General features: G+C 70.0%; 16 protein-coding genes and 1 pseudogene. 12 read left to right on the top strand and 5 right to left on the bottom strand.

What is annotated here, in order from left to right:
* The first annotated feature begins 55 nt into the window (after positions 1 to 55).
* The gene (locus ACTWQN_RS18075; RefSeq protein ID WP_443204659.1) at positions 56 to 709 is read left to right on the top strand and encodes a TetR/AcrR family transcriptional regulator; all 654 of its coding nucleotides are present in this window, start codon (positions 56 to 58) and stop codon (positions 707 to 709) included.
* Between the two features lie 116 nt (positions 710 to 825).
* On the opposite strand, the gene ACTWQN_RS18080 is transcribed toward ACTWQN_RS18075, so the two are convergent.
* Together ACTWQN_RS18080 and ACTWQN_RS18085 are read right to left on the bottom strand one after the other, a co-directional pair.
* A complete protein-coding gene (locus tag ACTWQN_RS18080) occupies positions 826 to 1,239 on the bottom strand; it encodes a hypothetical protein (protein ID WP_443204660.1) in 414 nt (137 codons plus the stop codon).
* A gap of 153 nt (positions 1,240 to 1,392) precedes the next feature.
* The gene (locus ACTWQN_RS18085; protein ID WP_443204661.1) at positions 1,393 to 2,178 is read right to left on the bottom strand and encodes a MerR family transcriptional regulator; all 786 of its coding nucleotides are present in this window, start codon (positions 2,176 to 2,178) and stop codon (positions 1,393 to 1,395) included.
* A gap of 100 nt (positions 2,179 to 2,278) precedes the next feature.
* Between ACTWQN_RS18085 and ACTWQN_RS18090 the strand changes: the two genes are divergently transcribed.
* Entirely contained in the window at positions 2,279 to 3,457 is a 1,179-nt protein-coding gene (locus tag ACTWQN_RS18090) for a serine hydrolase domain-containing protein (RefSeq protein ID WP_443204662.1), read from the top strand.
* 86 nt (positions 3,458 to 3,543) lie between these two features.
* Here ACTWQN_RS18090 and ACTWQN_RS18095 read toward each other — a convergent pair.
* Both ACTWQN_RS18095 and ACTWQN_RS18100 read right to left on the bottom strand, forming a co-directional pair.
* Positions 3,544 to 4,005, bottom strand: a pseudogene (locus ACTWQN_RS18095) (transposase); the annotation flags it as partial.
* Between the two features lie 99 nt (positions 4,006 to 4,104).
* Complete coding sequence (locus ACTWQN_RS18100) at positions 4,105 to 4,863, bottom strand: thioesterase II family protein (protein WP_443204663.1); 759 nt, start codon at positions 4,861 to 4,863, stop codon at positions 4,105 to 4,107.
* Between the two features lie 168 nt (positions 4,864 to 5,031).
* On the opposite strand from ACTWQN_RS18100, the gene ACTWQN_RS18105 reads away from it, so the two are divergent.
* The 9 genes from ACTWQN_RS18105 to ACTWQN_RS18145 are packed head-to-tail and all read left to right on the top strand — an operon-like array spanning position 5,032 to position 24,343.
* Entirely contained in the window at positions 5,032 to 8,853 is a 3,822-nt protein-coding gene (locus ACTWQN_RS18105; RefSeq protein WP_443204664.1) for a non-ribosomal peptide synthetase, read from the top strand.
* Positions 8,850 to 15,284 carry an SDR family NAD(P)-dependent oxidoreductase gene (locus ACTWQN_RS18110; RefSeq protein ID WP_443204665.1) on the top strand — a complete coding sequence of 2,145 codons (6,435 nt, stop codon included), beginning with the start codon at positions 8,850 to 8,852 and terminating at the stop codon, positions 15,282 to 15,284. Before ACTWQN_RS18105 ends, ACTWQN_RS18110 begins: the two co-directional genes overlap by 4 nt.
* A 52-nt stretch (positions 15,285 to 15,336) precedes the next feature.
* A complete protein-coding gene (locus ACTWQN_RS18115) occupies positions 15,337 to 16,842 on the top strand; it encodes an ABC transporter substrate-binding protein (RefSeq protein ID WP_443204666.1) in 1,506 nt (501 codons plus the stop codon).
* Entirely contained in the window at positions 16,839 to 17,756 is a 918-nt protein-coding gene (locus tag ACTWQN_RS18120) for an ABC transporter permease (protein ID WP_443204667.1), read from the top strand. Before ACTWQN_RS18115 ends, ACTWQN_RS18120 begins: the two co-directional genes overlap by 4 nt.
* Positions 17,753 to 18,532 carry an ABC transporter permease gene (locus ACTWQN_RS18125; RefSeq protein WP_443204668.1) on the top strand — a complete coding sequence of 260 codons (780 nt, stop codon included), beginning with the start codon at positions 17,753 to 17,755 and terminating at the stop codon, positions 18,530 to 18,532. Before ACTWQN_RS18120 ends, ACTWQN_RS18125 begins: the two co-directional genes overlap by 4 nt.
* Entirely contained in the window at positions 18,529 to 19,914 is a 1,386-nt protein-coding gene (locus ACTWQN_RS18130) for an ABC transporter ATP-binding protein (RefSeq protein WP_443204669.1), read from the top strand. Before ACTWQN_RS18125 ends, ACTWQN_RS18130 begins: the two co-directional genes overlap by 4 nt.
* Positions 19,904 to 21,268 carry a class I SAM-dependent methyltransferase gene (locus ACTWQN_RS18135; RefSeq protein ID WP_443204670.1) on the top strand — a complete coding sequence of 455 codons (1,365 nt, stop codon included), beginning with the start codon at positions 19,904 to 19,906 and terminating at the stop codon, positions 21,266 to 21,268. Before ACTWQN_RS18130 ends, ACTWQN_RS18135 begins: the two co-directional genes overlap by 11 nt.
* Positions 21,258 to 22,400 (top strand): class I SAM-dependent methyltransferase, encoded by a 1,143-nt coding sequence (locus tag ACTWQN_RS18140; protein WP_443204671.1) that lies wholly within the window; start codon positions 21,258 to 21,260, stop codon positions 22,398 to 22,400. The genes ACTWQN_RS18135 and ACTWQN_RS18140 overlap by 11 nt, the downstream gene beginning before the upstream one ends.
* Positions 22,397 to 24,343, top strand: coding sequence for a condensation domain-containing protein (locus tag ACTWQN_RS18145; protein WP_443204672.1), 1,947 nt, complete (start codon positions 22,397 to 22,399; stop codon positions 24,341 to 24,343). The genes ACTWQN_RS18140 and ACTWQN_RS18145 overlap by 4 nt, the downstream gene beginning before the upstream one ends.
* A 61-nt stretch (positions 24,344 to 24,404) precedes the next feature.
* Here ACTWQN_RS18145 and ACTWQN_RS18150 read toward each other — a convergent pair whose 3' ends face one another.
* Complete coding sequence (locus tag ACTWQN_RS18150) at positions 24,405 to 25,319, bottom strand: NAD(P)/FAD-dependent oxidoreductase (RefSeq protein WP_443204673.1); 915 nt, start codon at positions 25,317 to 25,319, stop codon at positions 24,405 to 24,407.
* Between the two features lie 70 nt (positions 25,320 to 25,389).
* Between ACTWQN_RS18150 and ACTWQN_RS18155 the strand changes: the two genes are divergently transcribed.
* Positions 25,390 to 26,514: a saccharopine dehydrogenase NADP-binding domain-containing protein gene (locus ACTWQN_RS18155; protein ID WP_443204674.1), complete on the top strand. Its 1,125-nt coding sequence runs from the start codon at positions 25,390 to 25,392 to the stop codon at positions 26,512 to 26,514.
* The last annotated feature ends 392 nt before the right edge of the window (positions 26,515 to 26,906 follow it).

Consider the following 26,906-nt stretch of genomic DNA (forward strand, 5'->3'; position numbering starts at 1 on the left):
ATGGCGGCGACGATCCCGTTGTAAGCCCCGCAGCGGCACAGGTTGCCGCTCGCAGGTGGCGGAGCGTCGGCAGGCGATCATCGCCGCGGCGCGCGAACTCCTGACCACGACCGGGGTGGCCGAACTGACGCTGCGCGCCCTCAGCGAGCGCGTCGGCCTGGCCAAGTCGAACGTCCTGCGCTACTACGACAGCCGGGAAGCCGTGCTGCTGACCGTGCTCGACGAGGAGTGGGCGGCATCGCTCGACGATGTCGAGGCAGCGCTCCGCGACCTACCGGCCGCAGCCGAGCCCGGCTTCGCGCGCGCGGTCGCCGTCGCCGGACGGGTCGCCACAACGCTGGCCCGGCGCCCGGTGCTGTGCGAGCTCGCCAGCGCCATGGCGACCGTCCTCGAACGGAACGTCAGCCTGGAGTTCGCCCGAGGCTTCAAAACGAGTGCCGCGGAGCACAACGGCAGGATGACCCGGCTGGTCGCCGAACACGTCGGCCTGCCGGAGCCAGCGGCCGCGCAGTTCACCGAAGCAGTGGTCGTCACGACCTCCGGGCTCTGGCCCTACACCCATCCCAGCGAAGTCTCCGCGCAGGTCACGGCCGAGTGGGGCCAACCAGCACCCGCCGAGACATTCGCCGACCAACTCGCCGAACTCCTCGCCAACCACTTGGTGGGGATCGTCGCCCGCGGACAGGCGACGCAGCAGCCCCAGCCGTGATCGCTAGCTCATCCGCGGTGTTGGCCGACGAAAACACCCCGGCGAGGACGACTTCGAGCGTTCCGCATCCCCGGGGGCGCGTCAAAGGCGTCCACAGTAGACGATCCAAGAGAAAGTCAGGTCGCCTTGATGCCGGGGGCGTCCATAGTGGAGAGAACTCGGCGCACGCTGGTGGCTCTATGCAGTTCCGCCGGGAGGCTTTCACGTGGTTCGGGTCGTTGACCGCTGGTGTGTTTCGGCAGCGGCTGACGGCCGTCAGCGTTCGGTCGCCGGGTCCCAGCTGGGTTTCCAATTGGGGGTTCCCGAGACGAGCCCGGCCCGCACCGCTTCCCCGGGGCCAAGGGCGTGATCGCCGTGTCGCCGGGAGGGACGACGGGCGGCAACGGCGTGCCGCGCATGTGGTGGTCGAACCAGCCGATGGTCGCGCGCATCGCTTCGCCGAGGCCGGGTTCGACGTACATGCCCATCCCGTCGTAGCCGAGCACGACCAGCCGCTTCGGTTCGCCCGCCATGTCCATGACCCGCGTCATCTGTTCGAGGTCGTGGTAGATGTCCTGGCCGTTCGCGGAGAAATAGTCAATACCTGTGGATGAAGATCTTTTAGGCTGCGGTGGGTGTGGTGTGTTCGTCGGGTCGTTCGACAAGCTTGCCCGCATAGGTCGCTACCTCGCCCACACCGGCCGTCAATGGTGTGGGATGGGGACGCCCGCGGAGCGGAGTTTGGTCTCGACCAGCGCGTTGAGCCGGGCCCAGGCCGGCACCTGATCTTCGCGGTGGTGGTCGATCAGCCCGTACCGGGTGGCGGTGTCGGGCCCGATCCTGAAGCCTGCCGGCATCGCCAGCAGCTCGCGATTGGCCAGCAGGTTGGTGGCAACGGCTGTGGCGAGTTCCTCGATCCGGGGGTCGTCGGGTTTCCAGGACACTGCCGCCACGCTGCGCTTGATCAGGTCGACGTACTCGGGGTCGTCCAGCCGGTGTTCGAGGTTGGTCAGGAAATGATCCAAACCCTCCGGCGCCAGCGCCCGGAACAGCACCAGGGCCTCCCGTTGGCCGGCCACATAGTCCGAGCTGAACCCGACGCCACGCATCCGGTCCAGGACCGCGAGGGCGCGGTCGGGCAACAGAGCCCGGTCACTCCCGGCAAGGCGGTGCAGACTGTCGCGCCGCGCGGTCAAGTCCTCGATCCGTTCGGTGAGCTGCCGCTCGACGTCGGCGAGCGAGGCGGCGAACCCCGCGGCGTCGGCGTCGAGCAGAGGCCCGATCTCCGCCAGCGGCACCCCGGCGGCAGCCAGCGTCCGGACCTGCACCAGCCGCAACAACTCGTCCGATCCGTACCGCCGGTAACCGGAGCTGTCGCGTTCCGGCTCCTCGACCAGGCCGAGCTTGTGGTAGTGCCGCACCGTCTTCACCGTGACGCCAACGAATGCCGCCGCCTGCCCGATCGTGACGCCGCCGGCCCGACTCCCCATGGTCACATGATGATTGTGCACCCTGCCCCAAGGTCAGGGTCAACCTGCTGCGAAGATCGCGATTTGACCTTGACCCGAGGTCAGGGTGAACGCTCGGGGCATGAGCGAAACGAACAGCGTCAACCAGAACAGCTCTGCTACCAGCGGGCAGGATCGCCCGGAACTGCAGACGGCCATCCAGGAGATCGTCGATTTCGGCTTTGCCGGGATGCAGCTGCGCGTGAACGAACAGGGGCGGGAGTGGGTCGGCAGCGCCGGGGTGCGAAAGCTGGGCGAGACCGCCAAGCCGCCGACCAACGGGCACTTCCGGATCGGCAGCACGACCAAGACCCTGGTCGCGACCGTGGTCCTGCGACTGGTGGCCGAGGGCACGATCGGGCTGGACGACCCGGTGGTCGACTCCCTGCCCGGGTTCGGGCTGGACGGGCGGATCACGGTGCGGATGCTGCTGCAGCACACCAGCGGGGTGTTCAACTTCACCGGCGAGTTCGACCCCGACGGGACCCTCCTGCCGGGGATCCCGGTGCAGGGCCAGGAGTACGTGGACAGCCTGTCCCGCACCTACCAGCCGCAGGAGCTGGTCCGGCTGGCGTTGTCCAAGCCGGCCCAGTTCGAGCCGGGAACGGACTGGAGCTACTCCAACACCAACTACGTGCTGGCCAGGCTGCTGATCGAGAAGGTCACCGGCCGCTCGCTCGCCGCCGAGATGCGGCGGCTGATCCTGCAGCCGCTGGGGCTGTCGAACACCGTGGTGCCGGACGCCTCGCCGGAGATCCCCGACCCGCACGCCCACGGTTATTACCGGTACGAGGACGACGGCCGGCCGAAGGTCGCCGACGTCACCCGCATGAATCCCTCCTGGGCTTCCAGCGCCGGCGACATGATCTCGACCACCAAGGACCTCCACACGTTCATCTCCGCGCTCATGGGCGGCAGGCTCCTGCCGGCCCCGCTGCTGGCCGAAATGCGCACGCCCCACCCCAAAAGCGGCGACTTCCACTACGGCCTGGGGTTGTTCGTTGAGGACACCGACTGCGGCGGCACTGTCTTCCACCACAACGGCGGCTTCGCCGGCTGGGCGGCGCTGATGTACAGCACGCCTGACGGCAGCACGACCCTCACCGCATCGCTGACCAACGGGGACGCCGAGCTCGACTTCGCCGCCGTGGCCCAAGCGTTCGAGCAGGCGAAGCAGCGGCTCGTCACGGAGGTCTTCTGCGGCGGGCAGGCCGAGCCGACCAACGAGATGTCCGCGCCAGCGGCTCACACGACGGCCTGAGCACTGCGGACGGGGGTCGAGACTGGCAGGAGTCGGTGATCAAGCATGGGAACGAGAAATAGTCAATACCTGTGGATGAAGATCTTTTAGACTGCGGTGGGTGTGGTGTGTTCGTCGGGTCGTTCGACAAGCTTGCCCGCGTCGAAGCGGGCGCCAGCACGGACGAGGGCGACGAGGTGGGATGCGTTGACGGCGCGCCAACGGGCTTGTGCTGACTCGATGAGCTTGAACGCCATGGCCAGGCCGGCGGCGCGGGAGCCGGGTCCCTTGGTGACCTTGGTGCGGTGTCGGACGGTGGCGAAGGTGGACTCGATCGGGTTGGTAGTGCGCAGGTGGACCCAGTGCTCGGCCGGGTAGTCGTAGAACGCGAGCAGCTCGTCGATGTCGTCGGTGATCTTGACGACGGCTTTGCCGAACTTCGCGCCGTAGGCGGCCTTGAACGCGGTGACCGCGTCCAGGGCGTGGCGGCGGTCCTCGGCGTTCCAGATCTGGGCGAGGGCCTTCTTCGCGCCCGGGTGGGCGGTCTTGGGCAGCGAGGACAGCACGTTGCCGAAGGGACTCGGCAGGGGAAACCTCAGGGTCATAGCAGCGATTGCGCGACAACACGGGCACCGCGGATGCTCGCGCAGCCCTTTTCCGGTAGGGGCTCAACTGTCCGGTGGTAGGGCTGACACTGCGCAGTTGATCGTGGCGAGGACAGCATTGCGTTGGGGCACCAGGTAGAAGTGGTCGCCTTGGAGGACCACGACGTTGTACCGACCTCGGGTGAGTTGCCGCCATTCGTGCACTTCGGCCAACGTCGTCTCGGTGTCTGCGTCGGCGCAGAACGCCGTTATCGGGCAGTCGAGCGGGGGCGCCGCGTTCGGCCGCCGATACGTTTCGTTCACCCGGTAGTCCGCGCGGACCGCGGGCAGCAGCAGGCTTCGCACCTCCGGGTCCCCCAGCACGTCGGCGTCGGGCATGAGCCGGAGCAGCTCGGCGCACAGCTCGTCGTCCGCGCGGCGGTGGAAGTCGCCCGCACGATGGTGCTGCGGCGGCTCTTTCGCCGAGACGAGGAGGTGGCTCGCCGCTCGTCCCAGCTCGCAGCGCAGCGCCAATGCCGTCTCGTAGGCGACGGTGGCACCCAGGCTGTGTCCGAATAGGACGAACGGACGGTCGAGCCGATCGCGTAGACCGGTCACTACATCGTCGACGAGGTCGGACATCGTGCCGCAGGCCGGGACGTTCCAGCGGTCTTCGCGCCCCGGGTACTGGATTGCGCAGACCTCGATGTCCGGTGGCAGCAGTGCGGACCACGATCGGAAGAAGCTCGCCGCCCCGCCGGCGTGCGGCAGGCAGAACAGCCGCACTCGGGCCGTCGGTCTCGGGTCGTAGCAGCGCAGGGCCGATTCCGACTGCTCCAACACGAGCCCTCCACTCTCATCGACTCGGCGTCACCGGAGATCACTGTTCGCGGTTCCCCTTGACACGATCGTGATCGTTCGGCGCATAATTGAAAACGATTGTCGTTTTATTTGTCCAGTGCGCTGACGCTCTGTGATCAATCGACCTCTCCTGATCTCCGAAGGAGGACCATGAGCGCGACCCCGACGGGACCGTCGGTCGACCTCAACGCCGTTGCCACGGCCCTCGCCGAGGTGATGGACGTGCCCACCAGCGCGATCGAGACCGACACACCCCTGGTCGAGTTGGGCCTGGAGTCGTTCACCGCGGTTCGGCTGCGCCGTCGCCTCCGGGAGGACTTCGATCTCGACCTCCCGCTCACGGCATTCCTCGGCGCGGCAACGGTTCGCTCGATCACCAACGGCGTGGTGGAGCCCGGCGAGGCCGCAGGGGCGTTCCCGCTCACCCCGATCCAGTCGGCCTACTGGGTCGGCCGCGACCCGGCGTTCCCGCTCGGCGGGGTGGCGACCTTCTTCTACCGGGAGTACGACCGCATCCCGACCGCAGACCCGGAAGCGGATCTGGGCCGCCTGAGCTCGGCGTGGAACGCGCTCGTCCAGCGGCATCCGATGCTGCGCATGGTCGTGGGCGAAGATGCCCGACAACGCGTGCTGGACACCGTACCCCGCTACGACATCCCCATCACCGATCTGCGCAACGTCGACGCCGCGACTGCCGAACGCACTGCGGCGGAGTTGCGGCAGGCATGGTCGCACCAGGTGCGCCCGGCCGACCGCTGGCCGTTGTTCGACATCCAAGCGATCCTGCTGCCGGGCGGTCGAACCCGGGTGTGCATGGGCATCGACGTGCTCGCACTGGACTTCGCCGGGTGGATGCAGCTCCTGGCCGAGTGGGGTGCGCTGGTCGACGACCCATCAGCAGAGCTGCCCGCACCCCGCACGACGTTCGCCGACGTGGTTCGCAGCCGACAAGCCGATCCCGAGGAGCAGCGGCGCCGGGAGAACGATCGCGTTTACTGGGCGCAACGCGCCCCATCGCTGCCGCCCGGACCGGCCTTGCCGTTGGCGTGCGACATCGACCAGGTGCGCAACCACCGGTTCAGCAGGGTGTCGGCGAGGTTGGCACCAGCGGAGTGGGAGGCGCTGCGCGCGCGTGCGGCCGATCACGGTCTCAGCCCGACCGGGGTGCTGCTCGCGGCATTCGGGCTCACCTTGAACCGCTGGGGCGCGACCGAACCGTTCTGCCTGAACACCACGCTGTTCGACAGGCCCGACGATCCCGAGCTCGATTCTCTTGTCGGGGACTTCACCTCGACCGCGCTCGTCGCGATGCCGGAGCTGGATCCAACGCGGTGGTCGGGGTTCGCCGACTACGCCACGCGGGCGAACCGGCAGTTCTGGACCGACCTGGACCACCGGGCGGTGTCCGGGATGGAGGCGCAGCACGTCGCCGGAGAGGCCGCGTCGACACCGAAGTACCCGGTCGTCTTCACCAGCGGACTAGGTCTGTCCAATGGAGACGATGCTCCCGCGGGGTGGCTGGGCGAAGAGGTCTTCGGAATCTCGCAGACCCCGCAGGTGCTGCTGGACCACATCGTCTACGCCGAAGACGGCGCGCTGACGTTGTGCTGGGACTCGGTCGACGGTGCCTTCCCAGCAGGCTTCGTGAGCGGAATGCTCGCCGCCCACACCAGGCTGTTGCGGCGACTGACCGAAGACCCCGAAGCCTGGACCGACACTGCCCTCGGCTGGGATCCCTCGTTCCTGCCGACGGAACAGCTGGAGTGCGCGCCATTCGGCCCGGTCGGCTCGCTGCTCGACGATCCGCTGCGGGCCGCTGCCGAACGATGTCCGGATGAACCAGCGCTGCTGGACGCCGAGAATTCGGTCAGCCACAAGGAACTCTCGTCGAATGCCGCGCAGACGGCTGCGGTGCTCGCCGCGGCCGGTGTCGGTCCGGGGGATCTCGTCGCGGTCGCCGTCGAGAAGAGCTCGGCGCAGATCACCGCGATCCTCGGGGTGGGCGCAAGTGGCGCGGGTTACGTGCCGGTGGAGCCGTCGTGGCCGACGAACCGCATCGCCTCGATCTGCGCGCAGGCTGGCATACGGCATGCGGTGGTGGGCCCCGACGCACGGGTGGAGTGGCCTGAGAACGTCACCGTGCACCGCTTACCGGCAACCGGCACGGTGGCGGAGGCACCGGCGTTGCGGCGGCCGGAGCCTGATGACCTGGCATACGTCATCTTCACATCGGGATCGACCGGCCGCCCCAAGGGCGTCGCGATCGAGCACCGGGCCGCGCGTACCACGATCGACGACCTCGTCGACCGCTTCCCGATCGGTGCCGATGACCGGATGCTCGCGCTGTCGGCGTTCAGCTTCGACCTGTCGGTACACGACATCTTCGCCGTGCTCGGGGTCGGTGGAACTCTGGTGGTTCCCGACGCCGAGCGCCAACGCGATCCGGGCCACTGGCTGGAACTCATGCACCAGCACCGGGTGACGCTGTGGAACACCGCTCCGGCGCTGATGGAAATGCTGGTGGAGTACGCCGAGGTCGACCCCGAGCTGGCCCGCGAAGCATTCGCACCGCTGCGGCTGGTGTTCCTGTCGGCGGACTGGATCCCGGTCACGCTGCCGGACCGGGTGCGCGCGCTCGCCCCGAACGCGCAGATCGTCAGCCTCGGCGGGGCGACCGAAGCGTCGATCTGGTCGATCTGCCAACCCATCGGCGACGTGGATCCCAGCTGGCGCAGCATTCCGTACGGTAGAGCGCTGCGGGGACAGCTGTTCCACATCCTCGACGAGCACGGCCGCCCGCAGCCGGTCGGCGAGCCCGGTGAGCTGCACATCGGAGGCGGCGGGCTGGCGCGCGGCTACGTCGGGGATCCCGGGCAGACCGCCGATCGGTTCATCACGCATCCGCAGCTGGGCCTGCGGCTCTACCGCACCGGGGATCTGGGGCGCTGGCGCCACGACGGGACGATCGAGTTCCTCGGACGGCTGGACCGGCAGGTCAAGATCCGAGGACACCGCATCGAGCTCGGCGAGGTCGAATCGGTGCTGGACCGCCTGCCCGGGATCCGCAAGTCGGTGGCGTTATCGGTGCCGGGCCCCGACGACCGGCCCCGGCTGGTGGCCTACGTCGTCCGGCACACCGACGCCGAGATGGCTGACGAGGAAATGCGCCGACGGGTGCGCGAGAACGTTCCCGAGTACATGGTGCCCACCCGCTTCGTCACGATGGACGAATTCCCGGTCACCGCCAACGGGAAGATCGACTACAAGGCGCTGGGGAACCCCTATCGGCGGGCCGTCGCGAACGATGACGCCGGTGCGCTAGAAGTGGCCGAGATTCCGGTGTCGGCCGATCCACGGCAAGTCCTCGAAGCTGACCAACCGGCCGAACGCGTCGGTTTCGACGCGGTGCTCAACGACGTCGCAGCTCGTGGTCTTGATGTCACGATCAGCTTCTCCCCCGGCGTGTTGTCCCCGGTGGATGCGCTATCGGCAGCCGGGGAATGCGGCAAGCAGCTGCTGTCGGCCGCCGCCTCCGCCGGGCTGCGCGCGACCGAACGGTTGCGGGACGGCTCCTTGATCGAGCTCACCTTCAGCCGCGCCGCGCGTTCATCCACACCACCAGTAGCTGCCCCGCCACCGGTAGCCGCACCGCCCGCAGCGCCGTCGCGGCAGGTCGTGGACATCGAGGCAGCCATCCGAAAGGTGTTCGGCGAACTGCTGAAATCCGAAGTGGACACCACGACGCAGTTCTTCCAGCTGGGTGCCACGTCGCTCACCCTGGTCCAAGCCCAACGCAGGCTCAGCGCGGAACTCGATCCGAACCTCACCGTGGTCGACTTCCTGGCCAACCCAACGGTCCGCGACCTGGCCGCGGTGATCGCACAGCGCACGGAACCAGCACCCGCGCGGCCCGCTGCGCCACCGTCGAGCCGCCGAGCCGCCCGCGCTCACGCCGCGGAGCTGACCCGATGATCGCCGTCACGGGGCTGGCCTGCCGCTTGCCCGGAGCACCGGATTCGGCCGCGTTCTGGGACATGCTGGTGGCGGGCCGCGAAGGACTCACCCGGTTCTCCCAAGCGGAGCTGGCAGTCCGTGGCGTCCCACCGCGACTGCGCAACCGACCGGACTACGTGCCGGTCGGTGGGCTGATCGATGGGCAGGACCTGTTCGACCCGGAGCCGTTCGGTCTCACCGATGCCGAAGCCGCCCTGCTCGATCCGCAGCAGCGGCTCTTCCTGGAAGTGGCTTGGCAGGCGCTGGAGCAGGCCGGGCACGGTGGCGGGCTCGGCGCTGGTTCGGTCGGGGTTTTCGCTGGGGCCGCGCACAGTTCCTACCTGGCCAGCAACCTCGCGGACCGGTGGAGCCCGACCGGCGGAGGTGCGGATCCGGTGGGCAGCCTGCAGACCGCGATGGCCACGCACGCCGACTACCTTCCGCTGCAGGTGGCCTACCGGTTGAACCTGACCGGCCCGGCCATCGCGGTGCACACGACGTGCTCGACGTCGCTGGTCGCGGTGCACATCGCCGGGCAATCGCTGCTCAACGAGGAGTGCGACACCGCCATCGCCGGTGGCGTGTCGCTGATCGTTCCGCAGGGACATGGCTACCTGCACGTGGCCGAGGGCATCTACTCCGCCGACGGAAAGGTGCGTCCCTTCTCCGCCGAGGGCAGCGGCATCGTCTACTCGCAGGGTGTCGGCGCCGTCGTGCTGCGGCGGCTCGAAGACGCATTGGCCGACGACGACCCGGTGCTGGCGGTCCTGCACGGCTCGGCGGTCAACAACGACGGGGCCGACAAGGCCGGGTTCACCGCTCCCTCGTTGCGCGGGCAGGCGCGCGTGATCGCGGAGGCGCAGGGGATCGCCGGTATCGACCCCCGGCAGGTCGGCTACGTCGAGGCACACGGAACCGCCACGCAGCTGGGCGATCCGGTCGAGACCGCCGCGCTCCGGCGGATCTTCGGCGGTGCTGGTCCCGCCTGGTGCGGGCTGGGTTCGGTGAAGAGCAACATCGGGCACGCCAACACCGCGGCAGGCGTCGCCTCGTTCATCAAGACCACGCTGGCGATCCAGCACGGGATCCTGCCCGCATCGCTGCACGCCGAACCGATCAACGACCTGCTGCAGCTGGACGGTTCGCCGTTCGAGGTCATCACCGAGACCAAACCGTGGCAGGGCCCGGAGTTCGCCGGTGTCAGCTCGTTCGGCATCGGCGGCACGAACTGCCACGTCGTGCTCGGTCCTGCTCCGAGCCGCCCGGCGGCGAAACCGGATCCTCGACCGCAGATCCTGACGGTGTCCGCGCACAACCGCGCGGCGGCCGAGCAGACCGCGGCCGCCATCGCCGACGCCGAACCCCTGAACGCCGCGGACCTGGCTCACACGCTTCAGTCCGGACGACCCGAACTTCCCCACCGCCTCGCCAGTGCCGCGCGCGATGGAGACATCGCCGCAGCTTTGCGCAACGGCACCGCGGTGCAGGCCCTGCCGACGCAACCACGCATGGTGTTCGCGTTCCCCGGCGCCGGAAGCCAATACCCGGGCATGGGTTCGCGGCTCTACACCGAAGAACCCGCCTTCCGAGCCTTCGTAGACGAATGCGCTGACCTGCTGCTCCCCTTGTTGGGGACCGACATCCGCGAGGCCGTGATCGGCGAAGCCGCGCAGGAACGCGTTCGCGACGCGGCCTACGGCCTGCCCGCGCTGTTCGCGGTGTCCTTGGCGACTGCTCGACTGCTCGACTCCTGGGGCGTGCGGCCGGACGTGGTGCTCGGCCACAGTCTCGGCGAGTACACCGCCGCCGTGGTGGCTGGTGGTCTCTCGCTGCCGGACGCCGCTCGTCTCGTCGCGGTCCGGTGCACCGGGGCATCGCGTGCCGCTGGCGGCGGGAGCATGCTTGCGATCCAGCGTCCGGAAGCAGAGGTCGCCAGGCTGCTCGCGAACCATCCTGAAGTGGACCTCGCAGCGGTCAACTCACCCGATTCCTGCGTGGTTTCCGGTCCGCGACCGGCTGTCGAGGCACTCGCCGCAAGTCTGGGCCACGACAACCGATCGACGTTGCTCCGCGTCGATGCCGCGCTGCACTCGCGGCTGGTGGAGCCCGCGATGCCAGCGCTTCGGGCCGCTGCCGAAGGCTTGTCGCCGCAGTCACTGGCGGTTCCGATGGTCACGACTGTCACCGGAACCTACGCGGACGCGGAGTTGAGCACGGCGGACCACTGGGTTCACCAGCTGCGGAACACCGTGCGGTTCTCCGATGCGCTGCGCACCGCCGTCGGCCACGAGACCCCGGCGATCGTGTTGCAGGTCGGGCCGGGCAGTGCGCTCGCCGGTCTCGCGCGGCGCAACGGTCTCGCCGCGCTGCACGCCGCGTTGACCACGTTCTCCGCGGAGGAACCCGACGAATCGCTCGCCGTCCGGGACGCCGTCGGCCAGCTGTGGGCGCGCGGACTCGACATCGACTTCGCCGCCCAGCGCACCGAGCCACGTCGTCGAATCGCCGCGCCGGGATACGCCTTCCAACGGCGGCGGCTGTGGATCGATCCCCCTGAGCCCCGCCAGGTTCGCACCGCAGACGAACCCGAGGCCACCGAGCCGCTGCAAATCCCGCGCTGGCAACAACTCCCACCGATCGATTGCCCGACCTCCTTGGCGGGGCGCTGGATCCTCGCCGCTGCCGCGGACGATGTGCTGGCCGCCGCCGTGCGGCGAGAGCTGAAGGTGCGGGGTGCCGACTGCGTCGCGCTCGATGAACTCCGCGACGCTGCCGAGCCCTTCGCCGGTGTGCTCGTGCTCACCGCGGGCGAGGATGTGATTACCGGAATCCTCCGCCACGCCGAGCTGGCGCGCGCTCTTGCCGCTCTGGAGCCGATCCCGCCGCTGTTGCTCCAGGTCACCAGGGGCGCCGCGCAGGTCGACAGCCGGGACCGGCCCGACGCTGTGCAAGGCGCGCTTCGCGTGCTCCCCAGAGTGCTGGGCCAGGAACTGCGCGGCCTGCGGTGGCGGACGATCGACCTCCCGCCCGGCGCGGACGACGCCGCGGCAGTCGTGGCCGAGCTCGCCGATCTCAGCACCGCGGAGCGGTCCTCGGGCAGCGAGTTGGCGGTGCGAGGAGATTCCCGGTGGCTGCGGACCGTCGTACCGTGGCGACCGCGCAGGACCGAACCGGCATCCGGTGGGATCGCGCTGATCACCGGCGGCCTGGGGGACGTGGGACTGACCGCGGCAGCGCACCTGGCCCGCGACGGCTACCGCGTCGTGCTCACCTCGCGCACCGGCCTACCCGCTCACCCGGAGCCCGGAAGCACCGCCGAACAACGGCTCCAGACCATCCGGCGGCTGACCGAAACGGGTGCTCAGGTGGAGGTTCGCGCGCTCGATGCCGCGGATGCGCCGGGGACAACGGCACTCCTGCGGGAGCTGTCCGCGGACGGGCACCTCGACGTCGTGATCCACGCGGCGGGCGTCGTCGCCACCACTGCGGCGACTCCACTGCGGGAAACCACTGCCGAGCACGTCAGCGCGCACATCACCGCCAAAGCGGGCGGAGCGCTCGCGCTGCGCGCTGCTCTCGACGCCCTCCCCGCCGAGCTGCGGCCTCGCGCGGTGCTGCTGATGTCGTCGGTGACGACCATGATCGGCGGCATCGGGATGGGGCCGTACGCGGCAGCCAACGGTTTCCTGGACGCCCTGGCGATGTCCGCCAGCGACGATTCGACCCGTTGGGTGAGCGCGGTCTGGGACGGCTGGCGGGTCGGACCGCTGGGAGCGGACCGCACGGTCGTGCTGGAACACGCGCTGGACGCCGAGACCGGCATGGCCGCACTCGATCGGATCCTCGCGGGCGCGACACCGCCGGTGGTGGCGATCGCCGCCACCGGGCTGGCTGACCGGATGGCGCAGGCCGCCTTCACCGATCGCGTCGAGGCTTCGGGGAGCCTGGCCGATCCGGTCGAAGGGGCGGTCGCCGAGCTGTGGAGCGAGTTGTTCGGCTCGCCGGTGACCTCGGCCGAGGCGGATTTCTTCCTGCTGGGCGGGCATTCCCTGCTCGCGACGCGGATGCTGGCGGCGGTGCGGGAGCGCTTCGGCGTCGATCTGCGACTACGCGATCTGCTGGCACAGCCGACCGTCGGTGCCATCGCGGCACGCGTCAGAGCAGCTGTCCCAGCACCTGAACCCGCTCCCGCACCCGCTGTGGAGGTCATGGCCCCGGACGGCACGTTCCCGCTGACGCGCGTCCAGCACGCCTACTGGGTGGGCCGCGACGGCGGCTACGAATGGGGTGACGTGCCCTGTCACTTCTACGTGGAGTACGACTGCGAGCACCTCGACGTCGACCGGTACGAACGGGCGTGGAACCAGGTGCTCGCGCGCCATTCCATGCTGCGGACCACCATCACCCCGCAGGGCCGGGCGAAGGTGCTCGACGACGTGCCCGCCTACCGCATCCGCGTGCACGACCTGACCTCGTTGCCGGAGGAGCGCGGGGCGGCTCGGCTGGAGAGGCTGCGCGAGCGCATCAGCCGCCAGCCCGGGCCGCCGGACCGGTGGCCGCTGGTGCAGGTGCAAGCCGCGCGGCTGCCCGGTGGTCGGGTCCGGTTGTTCATCGGCGTCGACGTGCTGATCTGCGACGCGGCGAGCTGGTGGATCATCGACCGCGAGCTGCGGCACTTCTACCGTTCACCGGACCAGCCGCTGCCGGAGATCAGCATCGACTTCGCCTCGTGCGCGGCGGCGCTGGAGCAGCGGCACCGGGGCGAACGCGGGCAGCAAGCGGCGGAGTACTGGCGTGCCAAGCTCGACTCGCTACCCGAAGCGCCCGCACTGCCCGTGCGCGAATCCGAAGCACCAACTCAGTTCGTCCGGCGGGCCGCGGCGCTGGACCGGGAAACCTGGGTTGCGTTGCGGGCCGCCGCCGCTCGGCACCGGGTGACGCCCACTGCCGTGCTGCTCACCGCCTACGCCGAAACGCTCTCGGCGTGGTCCGGCAGCGACCGGTTCTCGATCATGCTTACCCTGTTCGACCGCCCGGACATCCACCCCCAGGTCTCCGACGTGGTCGGCGATTTCACGTCGCTGGTGCTGCACGCGGTCGACCACTCCCGGCCGACGTCCTTCCTGAACCGGGCCCGGGCCGCGCAGGAGGTGCTGTTCGCAGACCTGGACCACCGGGACTTCTCCGGTCTGGAGGTGCTTGCCGGGTTGTCGTCGCGCCTCGGCCACCGGGTCTCGGTTCCGGTGGTGTTCACCAGCGCGCTGGGCCTGCCGGACGTCATCGGCGCGGAACACGATCCGGAGTGGGTCGGCACGCAGGTCGCGGCGCTCAGCCAGACACCCCAGACACTGCTGGACCACCAGGCGCTGGAGCAGGGCGGGCGGCTGCTGCTGCAGTGGGACGCGCTGGAACCGGTCCTGCCGCCGGATCAGCTCGACCGGGCCTTCGCCGACTACGTGCAGCGCGTCGAACGGCTCGCGACCGATCTGTCCACTTGGAACAGCGCAGAGGTCGCTGACGAGGACATCGCGTTGCCGGTCCGGCCGAGCGGCGGGCAGCGCACGCTGTTCCTGATGCACCCCTCCGGCGGCGACGTCGTCTGCTACGCCGAACTGGCCCGGCTGCTCGACGACCGCGTGGACGTCGTCGCGCTGACCGATCCGGAGCTGGTCGACGGCGTTGGCGCCACCGACATCGTCGGAATGGCCGGGCGCTTCCTCGACGTGGTGCGGCGGACCCAGGCTGGTGGGCCGTACCTGCTCGGCGGCTGGTCCATGGGCGGTGATCTCGCACAGGAGATGGCCCGTCAGCTCCACGCGCTCGGCGAGCGAACCGAACTGCTGGTGATGCTCGACTCCAACGACCCGAGCTACATCACGCACATCGGGGGCACCCCGGACGAGGTAGATCTGGCCGTCGCCTGGCGCTTCCTGGGCGCGCTGGAAGGGTTCGTCGGCACGGACCTCGGCGCGGGCCCCGACCTGGCCACCTCGGCGGTCATCGAGGTGATCCGGGAACTCCCGCCCGACCAGCGCTGGGACGAGATCGACCGGCGGCTGCGATCCGCCCGGCTGCTCGGGCGCCGCGACAGCGCCCGGCGACGGGTCGCGGTCTTCGCCCGACACCTGCGGGCGCTGGCCGACCACGAACCCGGGCTGCTGGATGACGAGCGCACCAGGACTCTCCTGGTCCGCGCCGATCATTCGGCGCCGCGCAACTCCGGTGTGGGCATGGGCGTCGACGACACGCCGCCCGGACTCGCGGACCTGGGTTGGGGCCACCACCTTGCCGGACCGCTGGACGTGGTCGGCGTCAGCGCCCACCACTACTCGCTATTGCGGCCACCGGCGATCACGCACGTCGCCGCGGCCATCAACGAAGCGCTGGAAACGGTGCTGGATCGGCGCTGATCCGACCGTGGACTTCCGGCCTCGAACAACCGAAATCAGACGAAGGACATCGATGCGACGACGACAGTTCGTCCTCGGCGCTGCCGTGGCCACCGCACTGGTGGCCACCGGGTGCGCCGCCAACAGCACGGCCGACACCAGCCCCGACACGCTGCGCTACGCGGCTGTCGGCGCTCCCGCGGCCGCCAGCAACGACCCGCACGGCGGGCTCGGCAACGAGTCCGACGCCATGCGCTTCGCGCTGCTCTACGACGTGCTCACCGTGCCCGGTGTGGACGGCAGCACCCAGCCGCGGCTGGCGACGTCCTGGACGCCGGACACGACCCTGACCCGCTGGAAACTCGCACTGCGCCCGGACGCGACCTTCACCGACGGCCGACCGGTGCGCGCCGCGGACGTGCTGTTCTCGCTGCGCCGGATGCAGGACAAGGCCGCCGAGAACTACGGCCGGATGGCCATGTTCGACCTCACCGCGTCCACTGTGGTCGATGACCGCACGCTGGGTCTGGTCACGCACAAGCCGTTCGCCGAGGTCGGCAGAGCGCTGGAGTCGGCGACCTTCGTGGTCCCCGAGGGCAGCACCGACTTCAGCAACCCGGTCACCGGGTCCGGACCGTTCCGGATGGTCGGCGGCGACGCCGCGGGCGCCGTGTTGGAGCGCAACGACCGCTGGTGGGGACCGCGACCGCCACTGCGGCGCATCGAGATCCGCGCCATCGCCGACCCACAGGCCCGAGCCGACGCGGTCGCCGCCGGACAAGCCGATGTAGCTGGGAGTGTGAACCCGGCGACCGCCCGAGTGTCCGAACAGGACGGTCTGCGGGTCGTGCACCGGCCAGCCGTGACGGTGTACCCGGTGGTCATGCGACTGGATCGGGCGCCGTTCGACGACCCACGCGTTCGCGAGGCGATCAAGCTCGCGGTGGACCGGAAGCAGCTGGTGGACACCGTCTTCCTCGGCCAAGGCGTGGTGGGCGACGACCTGCTCACCCCAGCCGACCCGACCGCACCAGAACTCCCGCAGCGGCAGCGCAACCTCGACCGGGCGCGCCAGCTGCTCGCCGAGGCCGGGCACGCGGACGGCTTGGACCTCACGCTGCGGACCACCACGGCCTACCCGGGCATGGACACAACCGCGACGCTGCTCGCCGACCAGCTCAACGCCGTCGGCATCCGGATCCGCGTGCAGGTGGAACCGCAGGACACCTACTGGACCCAGGTCTACTCGCAGGCCGACTTCTACGTCAGCTACCTCGGTGGGATCCCGTTCCTCGACGTCGCGCGGGTGGCACTGCTGTCGACGTCGCCGACGAACGAGACCGCGTGGCACCGGCCGGACTGGGACCTCGGATTCGACGCGGCTCTTGCCACCCCCGACGAGGCCGGGCGCAGCGCCCAGCTCGGCCGGTTGCAGCAGCAGGTGCGCGACGAGGGCGGCTACCTGGTGTGGGGTGTCGGCGACGGGCTCGACCTGGCTCGCCCGCAGGTGGCAGGACTGCCCACCGGAGCGGGGTTCCAGCGGTTGTTCATCGACCAGGTCCGGATCAACGCCGCGTGATCCCGAAGCTGATCCGCTCGACCGCGCGCAGCGCCCTGCTGCTGCTCGCGGTCGCCGTCCTGGTCTTCGCCGCGACCGAGCTGCTGCCCGGCGACGCGGCGCAGGCCAGGACCCGCGGTCGGGCCAGCGACGTGGAGCTGGCCCGGCTGCGCGCGCGGACCGGACTGGACGATCCGGGCTGGCAGCGCTTCGGCCGCTGGTTGACGGGTCTGTTGCAGGGTGACGCTGGTCGGTCGCTGATCAGCGATAGACGAGTATCGGTCCTGATCGCGGAACGGCTGCCCGCCACCTTGGCGCTGACCGCCGGTGCGCTGCTCGTCGCAGTACCGCTGATGCTGCTGGCGGCTTGGGCCGGAAGCTCGCCACGCCTGCGGTCCGCAGCCAGCGGCGCGATCGCCGCTGCCGCCGCAGTCCCGCAGGTCGTGGTCGCCGGGGCACTGGTCGCGCTGTTCTCCGGCCTCCTGCACTGGCTGCCGCGAGTTTCGCTGCTCCCCATTGGACAATCGCCGTGGCAGCAACCCGAACTGCTCGTGCTGCCAACGCTGTCGCTGGCCCTCCCGGCAGCGGCCTTCGGCGCGGGCCTGCTCGCCGGAGCGATATCGGACGTGCGGCGGCTCCCGCACGTCGAGGACGCCGTCCTGCGCGGAGTACCGCGCTGGCGCGTCGCAGCCCGGCACGTCCTGCCGCACTTGTTCGCACCGCTGCTCCGCGTGCTCGCGGTCATCTGCGGCGGTTTGCTCGCCGCCACCACGGTGGTGGAGACCGTGTTCGGCTACAACGGCCTCGGAGAGCTGCTCGTCAGCTCCGTCGCCAGCCGTGACGTGCCGACGGTGCAGGCCACGGCGTTGCTCGGCGCGGGAGTCGTGCTCGCCGGGTTGTGGCTGGCCGACGTGGTTCGAGGCGGCACCTCATGAAGCGCACGACCATCGTCTGCAGCCTTGCGATCGCCACGGTGGGCACGGCCGTTCTGGGCGGATTGCTCGCGCCCTACCTCCCAACCGAGATCATCGGCTCGCCGCACGCATTCCCGGACGGAACCGCCCTGCTGGGCACCGACGGGCTCGGCCGGGACGTGTTGTCCCGGGTGCTGGCCGGGGGCCGTGACCTCGTCCTGATCTCGATGCTCGCTGCGCTGCTGGCCACCTCGCTCGGCGTTGCCGGAGGCCTGCTCTCCGGCTGGTCCGATGGCTGGGTTTCCCGGCTGCTGACCGCACTCGCCGACGTGCTGCTCGCCATACCGCTGCTGCTCGTCGCACTGGTGCTGGCGGTTTCGCTGCCCGCCGACGCCGCTGTCGTGGCCGCGACCGTCTGCGGCGGCAGTCCGCTGACCCTGCGGGTGGTCCGGGACGCCACCCGGCTGGCCCGCGGCTCCGGTTACGTCGAGGCGGCGCGCTGCCGGGGCGAACGCGATGCGGTGCTCCTGGTCCGGGAAGTCCTGCCCTCGATGGCCGGTCTGATCTCGGCCGACGTGGGGATGCGGTTCGTGGTGGGCGTCCAGATCGCGGCCGCGTTGAGCCTGCTCGGCTTCGGCGCCCAACCGCCAGCGGCCGACTGGGCGTTGATGATTCGCGAGAACCTGCCCGGATCCGCCCTCAACCCCGCAGGCGTGATCGCCCCGGCGGTCGCCCTGGCCGTGCTCACAGCCGGTGTCGCGGGTGCGGCGTCGCTGCTCGACCGGAGGTCGGCGTGAACCGCTTGGAAGTCGACGGCATGACCGTGCTCGACCGACGGGGACGCGCCGTGCTCTCGAACGTCTCGCTGCACGCCGCCGCTGGTGAGGTCGTCGCGGTGGTCGGCCCGTCCGGCAGCGGGAAATCCACCCTGCTGCGCGCATTGCTGGACGCCCTGCCGACCGGACTGCGCCGAGCCAGCGGCACGGTGCGCTGGGCCGGAAGGATGGTCCTACCAGGACGCGCCGCCCGACGTTGGCGGCATCGAACGGCGGGCGTAGTCGGCCAAGACCCCGCTGCGGCGCTGAACCCCTTGCAGCGCGTGCATTCGCTGGTCGCCGACGGTGCGCCGGACGCGCAACTGGCCCGGCGGGCCCTCGACGACCTCGGACTCGACAGCACCCAGCTGTGGCGGCGGCGCCCACACCAGCTCTCCGGTGGGCAGGCGCAACGCGTTGCCCTCGCCCGCGCACTGGTGGGTGATCCCGCGTTGCTGGTGCTCGACGAGCCGACGACCGGTCTGGATCCGGACGTCCTCGAACTCGTCGAGCGGGCGATCACGAACCGGCGCGGGGATGGGCGTTCGGTGACGCTGCTGGTCTCGCACGACCGGGACTTCGTGACGAGGGTGAGCGATCGAGTCGTCTCGTTCGGGCAAGCGAGAACGTCCGTCCAGCAGCGAACGAGCCTGGGGATTTCTGCTGCCCCCGTGCTCTCGGCATCCCACCTGGCGATCTCGCGGGGCGGCACGCCGCTGCTCCGGGACGGTTCCTTCGAACTCCGCCAGCACGAACTCGTCGTCGTGCTGGGGCCGTCCGGTTCCGGCAAGAGCACGCTGCTGCGGACGCTGGCCGGATTGCACGCGGCCGATGCGGGCGAAATGCGGTGGCAGGGTGATCTCCTCCCCGGTCAGGTCGAGCATCGAACCCACTCCCAACTGCGGGCAGTGCAGTTCATCGCCCAAGATCCCGCCAGCGCTCTCAACCCCGCGCACCGCGTCGGCACCGCGATCGCCCGCGCCGCACAGGTGCTGCACGGCGATTCTCCCGCCGACGCGCGGAAACGAGCCGACGAACTGTTGCGCGTGGTGGGGCTTGCAGGTGCCGCGAAACGATTTCCGCGCGAACTCTCCGGAGGACAACGCCAACGCGTCTGCATCGCACGAGCGCTCGCCGCGGAACCCGATGTGCTCCTGGCGGACGAGATCACCTCCGCTCTCGACGACGCCACGGCGCAGGACGTGCTCGATCTCCTCGACCGGCTGCGCACCGACGGCCTCGCCGTCCTGCTGGTCACCCACGACCGGACCCTCGCCGACCGAGCCGACCGCATCGTCCGGCTCCACGAGCGCGGCCTGATCGCCACCAGTTCCGACAGATCGGAGGAATCCCGTGCCCGGTGACGACCCCTTGCCCGGTGACGACCCCGTGCCCAGTGACGACCCCGTGCCCGCAGACAACACAGCCGCGCTGCGGCGAGCGGCCGAGCACCTCAGCGCTCACCCCTGGATCGCCGCGACCGAAGTGGATGGCGGGGCGGTTCGGCTCGTCCCCGCCCGCGATGCGCTCGCCGTGCGGCCGACACCGGGCGGGCTGCTCACCGAACACCTCGACCAGTGGAGCGAGGTCTACGACTGGACCTACTCCCAAGCCTCGGGGCGGCATGCCGACGACCTGGACCTGTCGGGCTGGCGAGCATCGGACACCGGCGAGCCGTTCCCGGTGGAGCACATGACCGACTGGTTGCGCCACACTGTCGAACTCGTGCTGCGCGGCAAACCCCGATGGGTGCTCGAACTCGGTTGCGGCACGGGCATGCTCATGCACCGCTTGCATCCGCACGTCGACGCCTACGTCGGCACCGACGTCGCCGCTGATGCCGTTCGGACGCTGTCAGCCTCAGCTCCGGACGGTGCCGTGGTCGTGCGGGCCGCCGCGCACGAGGCGGGGAGCACTTCCGTGCAGGCCGCCATCGCCACCTCGTTTCCCGGGGCTCGGCCGGACTGCGTGTTGCTGAACTCCGTCACGCAGTGCTTCCCCAACGTGGAGTACCTGCGCGCGGTGGTGCAGGACGCGATCGGCATGGTCGCGCCGGGTGGCACCGTGATCATCGGCGACGTTCGCCACGCCGGTCTGCTTCTCGATCACCACCGCTGGCTCGACCACGAGGCCCCGGAAGAACGGGCCGACCACGACGAGGAACTGCTCTTCGACCCGCCGTTGCTGGCCTCGCTGGCCGCGGCGGCGGACCGCGAGGTGCGGATGGCCACCTTCGCGAAGACCATGCGTGCCGACACCGAACTGACCCGCTACCGCTTCGACGCAGTGCTCCACGTCGATCCCGGCGCCTTCGCCATGGCACCGACCGTGACCCGCTGGCTGGATCTCCCCGCCGACAACCGGATCGCGGCCCTGCGCGCCCGCCTCGACGGTTCGCCGGTGCGGATCGAGCAGATCCCCAACCGGCTGCTCACCCCCGACGCCGGTACGACCGCCGCCGAACTGCACCACGCCATCGGCGACCTGGACGCCGTGGTCGGCCTGGACCCGACCGATCCGCGGCTGCTCGAAGTCATCGCCCCCGCCGCGTCAGCCGCCCGGCCGGTGCCGGAGATCCCAGGTCCGGCAACGGCGCACGAGCCGCTGCACGGATTCGTGCGCCGCAGGCTGGCCGAGGTCGCCCGGCGGGAACTGCGGCGCGCAGGCCACGGCGCGGTGCCGATCACAGTCGCGTCCGGAGGCCAACATGCGCGCTGACGTCCTGGACCGGGTCGCCCGATCCGCCGCGACCGCGATCCACGAGGTCGACACCGCCGCACTGCCCGGCTTCATGCGGCAGCTCGACCACGCCGCCCTGCTGGCGATGGCTCGCACGCTCGGCCGCAACGGTCTGTTCCGACCGGGCGTCCGCCACCGCTGGGACCAGATCGCCGATCGGCTGCGCGTCGCACCCCGGCACCACTGGATCCTCCGCCGCTGGCTCACCGTCCTGCGCGACGAGGGCCTGCTGCACCAGGACGAGACCACGGGGTTCGTGCACGACCTGCGCGCCGTGCGCCGATCCGAGGCGGACGACACCGCCGCGCTCGTCGCCGAAGCCGCGCACGGCCTGGGGTATCCCGCGGAAATGGCCCGGTTCTTCCGCACTGCGATGGCACAGCTTCCCCGCCTGCTCCGGGACGAGGTGGCCGTGCAGGCGCTGCTGTTCCCCGACGGAGATCTCTCGACCGCTGAAGGCGCCTACAAGGACAACGTCATCAACCGCTACCTCAACGCGGCAGCGGTTGAACTGCTGCGCGGGCAACGCCGACGCGCTTCCGAAACGCTCCGCGTGCTGGAACTCGGAGCCGGTATCGGCGGAACTGCCGCCGTCGTCGTGCCCGCGCTCGGTGACGAGCCCGTGGACTACCTGTTCACCGACGTCTCCCAGTTCTTCCTGGACGCCGGGCGGCAGCGGTTCGGCGACCGCCTCCGCTACGACATCTTCGACATCAACGCCGACGCCCCCGTGCGGCCCCACTCGGCCGATGCCGTGCTGGCCGCGAACGTGCTGCACAACTCCGTGCACATCGGAGGAGTGCTCGCGCGGTTGCGGCGACTGCTCGTGCCCGGCGGGCTGCTCGTGGTCATCGACTCGTGCCGGGAGCACTACCAGGCCATGACTTCGATGCAGTTCCTGATGTCCCCGCGCGACGGCGAACCGCAACCCGGTGCCACCGACGTGCGCGCCGGTACCGACCGCATCTTCCTGACGCGCGACGAGTGGCTGGGCGAGCTGGCCGCGGCCGGTTTCACCTCACTGCTCGACCTGCCCGAACCAGGCCATCCGCTCGCTGCCCTCGGCCAGCACATCTTCGCCGCCCGAACCGACGAACTGGAGCGACCATGACCGCCGAACCCGACATCAGCACCGTGCTCGCCGAGATCTGGTCAGAACTGCTCGGCCTGGACGATGTTCCGCCGGACGCGAGCTTCCTCAACCTCGGCGGGGACTCGGTGCTCGCCGTGCGGATGTCCGCGCTGGTCCGCCGGAAGCTCGGCGTGGCACTCGCCCTGTCCGACGTCCGGGTGGAGATCACCCTCGCCGAACTGGGCGACCTCGTGGCCCGGCGCGGCGCCGGAGCATCCAGCGGTCGGGTGCTGCCGGTCGAAGTGTCCCGGCGACCCGATCCGGGTGCGCCGTTCCCGCTGCTGCCGTTGCAGCAGGGCTACTTCGTCGGACAGCAGGACGGCTGGGAACTGTCCTACGAATCGGCGCACCACTACGTCGACATCGGGCTCACCGACGTCGACCCGGATGAAGCGCCCGAAGCGCTCCAAGACGCGCTGCGCCGACTCGTGCAGCACCAACCCACGCTGCGAGCCCGCGTGCTGCCCGACGGCCAGCAGCGCATCCTGGCCGCCGACGACCCCGAAGCGGTGCCCACCGTCGAAGTGATCGACCTGCGTGCGGCATCCGACGAGGAGGCCAACGCCACGGTGGCCGCCATCCGATCGCAGCTGAGCACCGGCGGCCCCGACCCCGCGCACGGCCCCGGCGTGGCCATGCGCTTGACCCTGTTGCCTGGCGACCGCGCCCGGCTGCACAACGCGGTCAGCCTGCTGATCATCGACGGCTGGTCGTCCAACGTCTTCTACCGGGACCTGTTCGCCCTGGTGGCCGACTGGAACGCGATGCTGCCCCCGCTGGAGGTCGACTACGGCGACTACGTCACCTCGGTGTCCACGCTGCCGGACACCGACGCGTGGGAAGCCGACCGCGACTGGTGGTGGGACCGTCTCGACGAATTTCCGTTGCCGCCAGCCCTGCCGCTGGTCGCCGACCCACGCGAGGTTCGGCCGGAGCTGATGGGTACCCGGCAGACCACTGTGGACGCCGAAACCTGGACGGCGTTCCGTCGGCAGTGCACCCAGCACGGGGTGACGCCGTCGGCAGCGATGTTCACCGCCTACGCGATCGTGCTGGCCCGCCGGGCCGGCCACCGCCGCATGCTGCTGAACTCCTTGCAGCTCAACCGCTTGCCGCTGCACCCCGACGTGCACCGGATCGTCGGCGCGTTCGCCTCGACGATGCTGATCCCGGTGGAGCTGACCGAAGGGGCCTCGTTCGCCGACCTGGCCGCCGACAGCCAGCGCCGGTTCAGCGAGTCAGCGGCGCACAACCTGATCAGCGGCGTGGAGGTGTCCCGGGAGCTGGGTCGCCGCCGCGGCACGCACCGGCCCGTCGCGCCGATCGTCTTCCAAAGCACCCTGGGGATGGACGCGGCCATGGGTGAGCGCGTGCCGGACACCGCCGGTCCGCTGGGGCGCATCGACATGGCCGACCACCACCAGCAGCTGCGCACCCCGCAGGTCGCGCTGGAGGTGCGGATGTTCGAGCTGCGCGACGAGATGTTCTTGGTGTTCTCGCTGGTGGACGAGCTCTTCGACGCGGAAGCGGTGGACGCGATGTTCCGCGAGCTGACCGGCATCGCCCGCACGCTCGCAGCGCCGGGAAGTTGGGACGCTCCGGTGGCGCTCCCCCACGCAGCGGACGCACCCGAACCGACGGACCTGCGCATCGGCCGGTACGAACGCCAAGACCGCAGCGGCCAGGCCGGTGCTCCCCGAACCGACCTGGAACGCGCGATCGCCGAAGTGTGGGAGGAGATGCTCGGGATCAGCGACGTCGACCGCGCGGCCGAATTCTTCGCCCTGGGCGGCGATTCCCTCCTCGCGGTCCGAATCCTCGGCAAACTCGCCCGGGAGAACGGGATCACCGTGGCGATTCGCGACTTCCTCGAAACCCCGACCATCGCCGGTCTGGCCGCGCTGGCCCAACCCGCACGCTGATCCACCACATTCGGGTCGTGAGTGCGCAAGCGGGCTCCAACCCGCTTGCGCACTCACGAGGTCAGGTCAGGGACGCGCGGAAGAGGCCTTGTTCCAGCCAGACCGCGGCGCGGACCCCGTCGGCGGCCGCTTGGCTGACCAGGGTCAGGGCGTCCGGCACAGCTGGCACTCGGGCCATGTCCCCAGCCGCCGAAACACCGGGGACCGTGGTGGCCTGCAACTCGTCGACCTGCACGCAGCCGTCCTCCAGGATCGCGCAGCCGAGATCGGCGGCGAACGGGGAGCGCTGCCGGGTCGGGGCGCGGTGGAACATCGCCTGCCGCTGCAGCGTCGAACCGTCGGCGAAGTGCAGTTGCAGCGCGTCCAGTTCGCCGGTCACCTTGGCCAGCGGCTCGGTGCGCACCTCCACCGCGTGCGCGGCCAGCTTGGCGGTCACCTCGTCGGGCAACTCGTGCGGTCCGTGGGTCACCACGACGACGTCGTCGCTGTAGCGATCGGCCAGGTACAGGCCGAGCATCACCTGCGGCACGTCGCGGCCGAGGACGGCCAACGTTTTGCCGGTGGCTTCCCAGCCGTGGCAGAAGGGGCAGTGGAAGATGCTGCGGCCGAAGCGCTCCGGCACTCCCGGGATGTCGTACGGCTCGTCGACCTGCCCGGTGGCCAGGATCAGTCGCCGCGCCCGTGCGCGGCTGCCGTCGGCGAATTCCGCGGTGAAGTCGTCGATGCCGCCGGAGACCGCGGTGACCTGGCCGGGCCGCAGTTCGACGCCGGGGTAGGCGGTCAGCTCGGCACGTCCCAGCGACAGCAGCTCGTGCGGCGAGAAACCGTCCCGGCTGAGGTACATGTGCATCTCGTCCGCCGGTGCGTTGCGGACCTGACCACCGTCGGCCACCAACGCACGGCGGCGCTGACGCCCGAGCACCAGAGCGGCGCTGAGCCCAGCGGGCCCACCGCCGATCACGATCACGTCGAACACGCTGACTCCCTCTAGTCGGAACTAATGGAAACGATTATCGTTGTGATGAACGTTCTCCGAAAGGGGCCCGATGGCGGATCGGCTCATCGCCGCACTCGGCGGCTACGGCGAGGTCGGCGCCACGGCCGTCCGCCGACTCGCCGAGCACGGCTACACCCGCATCCGCGCGGGCGGACGCAACCCGATCCGGGGCCGCACCCTGTTCGGCGAGATTCCGAACCTTGAGGTGTCCTATGTAGACATCGACGACCCGGGAAGCCTCGCCGAGTTCTGCTCCGACGCGGAACTCGTGCTCAACTGCGCCGGACCCTCCTACCGGATCCTCGACACGGTCGCCCGAGCGGCCGCCGCGGCGGGCGCGCACTACGTCGACGTGGCCGGAGATGTGCCCGCACGCCGCGCACTCGGCACGACGACGTTCACGGATCGAGCGGCGGTCTTCTCCGCGGGCCTCATGCCAGGTCTGACCGGGCTACTTCCCCGCCTCGTCGCCACGGCCGGGGACCGGGTGGAGATCCACGTCGGCGGCGCGGTGCGCATGACACCGGCCTCGGCAGCGGACATCCTCCTCGCCAACGGCCCGGATTTCGGGGAGTCGCTGGCCGCGTGGCGCAGCGGCACCGTGACTTCGCGCGCCCTGACGCCGCTGCGCCGCGTCGAACTGCCCGAGTTTCCCGAACCCGTCGACGCGATGCCCTTCCTGCCGACCGAAAGCACCCGGATGGCGGCCGATCTCGGCCTGGCCGAGCTGCGGTTCTACACCGCCTACGTCTCCGAGGCCATCCCGAGCGCCCTGGTGATGGCATGGGCGGACGACCCCGAGTTCCGGGGCGGCTACATCGAAACGCTGACCCGAGCGGCCATGTCCGACCTGCGCGGCCGCGACCCGTACTACGTGCTGTCCGCACGTGTTCTCGCCGACTCCGGAAAGTCATCGTCAGTGGCCCTGCACGCGGCGGATCCGTACCAGCTCAGCGGAGCGGTGGCGGCGCTGGCCGCGGTGGCCGTTCTCCGAGAAAAGGTCCGCCCAGGGGTGCATTTCGCGGACGAGGTCCTGGACCCCCGGAGCACCGCGGACGCCCTCCGCCACGATCCGCTCGTCCAGTCGCTCACCATCCAGGCTGCGACCAGCAGTTCCGCCGACCACGTAGCCCACCGCGAAACCGACAACGGCAGTCGTTGGGGACAGCCTTGACGCGGATGGTCCGACAACCACGCCGAGTCCGGTTCACGCCTGAGGTGCTGCCGTCGCCCCCGGGCCACGAAGCACTGCGCAGACTGTGACGACTACCACTCGAAAAAGGCGGTCTTACCGATTTTGTCAGCGTTTTGATCCATTTCCAGGTAATTAGTCCTCAGAATCTCGGGACCTTGTCCCCTACGGCGACGACCAACCGAAAAAATCAGTTGCTCGACCCAAGATCTTCGAATGCCAACTGGCAGGAATGGGAATATTTTGCTCGTCCAAGTGTGTTGGGTACAAGTATGAGCTTCCATTTCGCCGCGGTCGTGGTGATCGGAGCTCACATCATCAATCATCTCCACTTGTAGGACAGGGGAACACTGCAATGCGTACAAGCGCGCGAG

It is taken from the genome of Saccharopolyspora antiqui (genome assembly GCF_052246905.1).
GTDB lineage: Bacteria > Actinomycetota > Actinomycetes > Mycobacteriales > Pseudonocardiaceae > Saccharopolyspora.

Excerpts from the sequence above, each read along its gene's own strand:
- ACTWQN_RS18155 (WP_443204674.1), top strand. The coding sequence starts at position 25,390 with ATGGCGGATCGGCTCATCGCCGCACTCGGCGGCTACGGCGAGGTCGGC.
- ACTWQN_RS18090 (WP_443204662.1), top strand. The coding sequence starts at position 2,279 with ATGAGCGAAACGAACAGCGTCAACCAGAACAGCTCTGCTACCAGCGGG.
- ACTWQN_RS18125 (WP_443204668.1), top strand. The coding sequence starts at position 17,753 with ATGAAGCGCACGACCATCGTCTGCAGCCTTGCGATCGCCACGGTGGGC.
- ACTWQN_RS18140 (WP_443204671.1), top strand. The coding sequence starts at position 21,258 with ATGCGCGCTGACGTCCTGGACCGGGTCGCCCGATCCGCCGCGACCGCG.
- ACTWQN_RS18080 (WP_443204660.1), bottom strand. The coding sequence starts at position 1,239 with ATGACGCGGGTCATGGACATGGCGGGCGAACCGAAGCGGCTGGTCGTG.
- ACTWQN_RS18110 (WP_443204665.1), top strand. The coding sequence starts at position 8,850 with ATGATCGCCGTCACGGGGCTGGCCTGCCGCTTGCCCGGAGCACCGGAT.
- ACTWQN_RS18145 (WP_443204672.1), top strand. The coding sequence starts at position 22,397 with ATGACCGCCGAACCCGACATCAGCACCGTGCTCGCCGAGATCTGGTCA.
- ACTWQN_RS18115 (WP_443204666.1), top strand. The coding sequence starts at position 15,337 with ATGCGACGACGACAGTTCGTCCTCGGCGCTGCCGTGGCCACCGCACTG.
- ACTWQN_RS18085 (WP_443204661.1), bottom strand. The coding sequence starts at position 2,178 with ATGGGGAGTCGGGCCGGCGGCGTCACGATCGGGCAGGCGGCGGCATTC.
- ACTWQN_RS18105 (WP_443204664.1), top strand. The coding sequence starts at position 5,032 with ATGAGCGCGACCCCGACGGGACCGTCGGTCGACCTCAACGCCGTTGCC.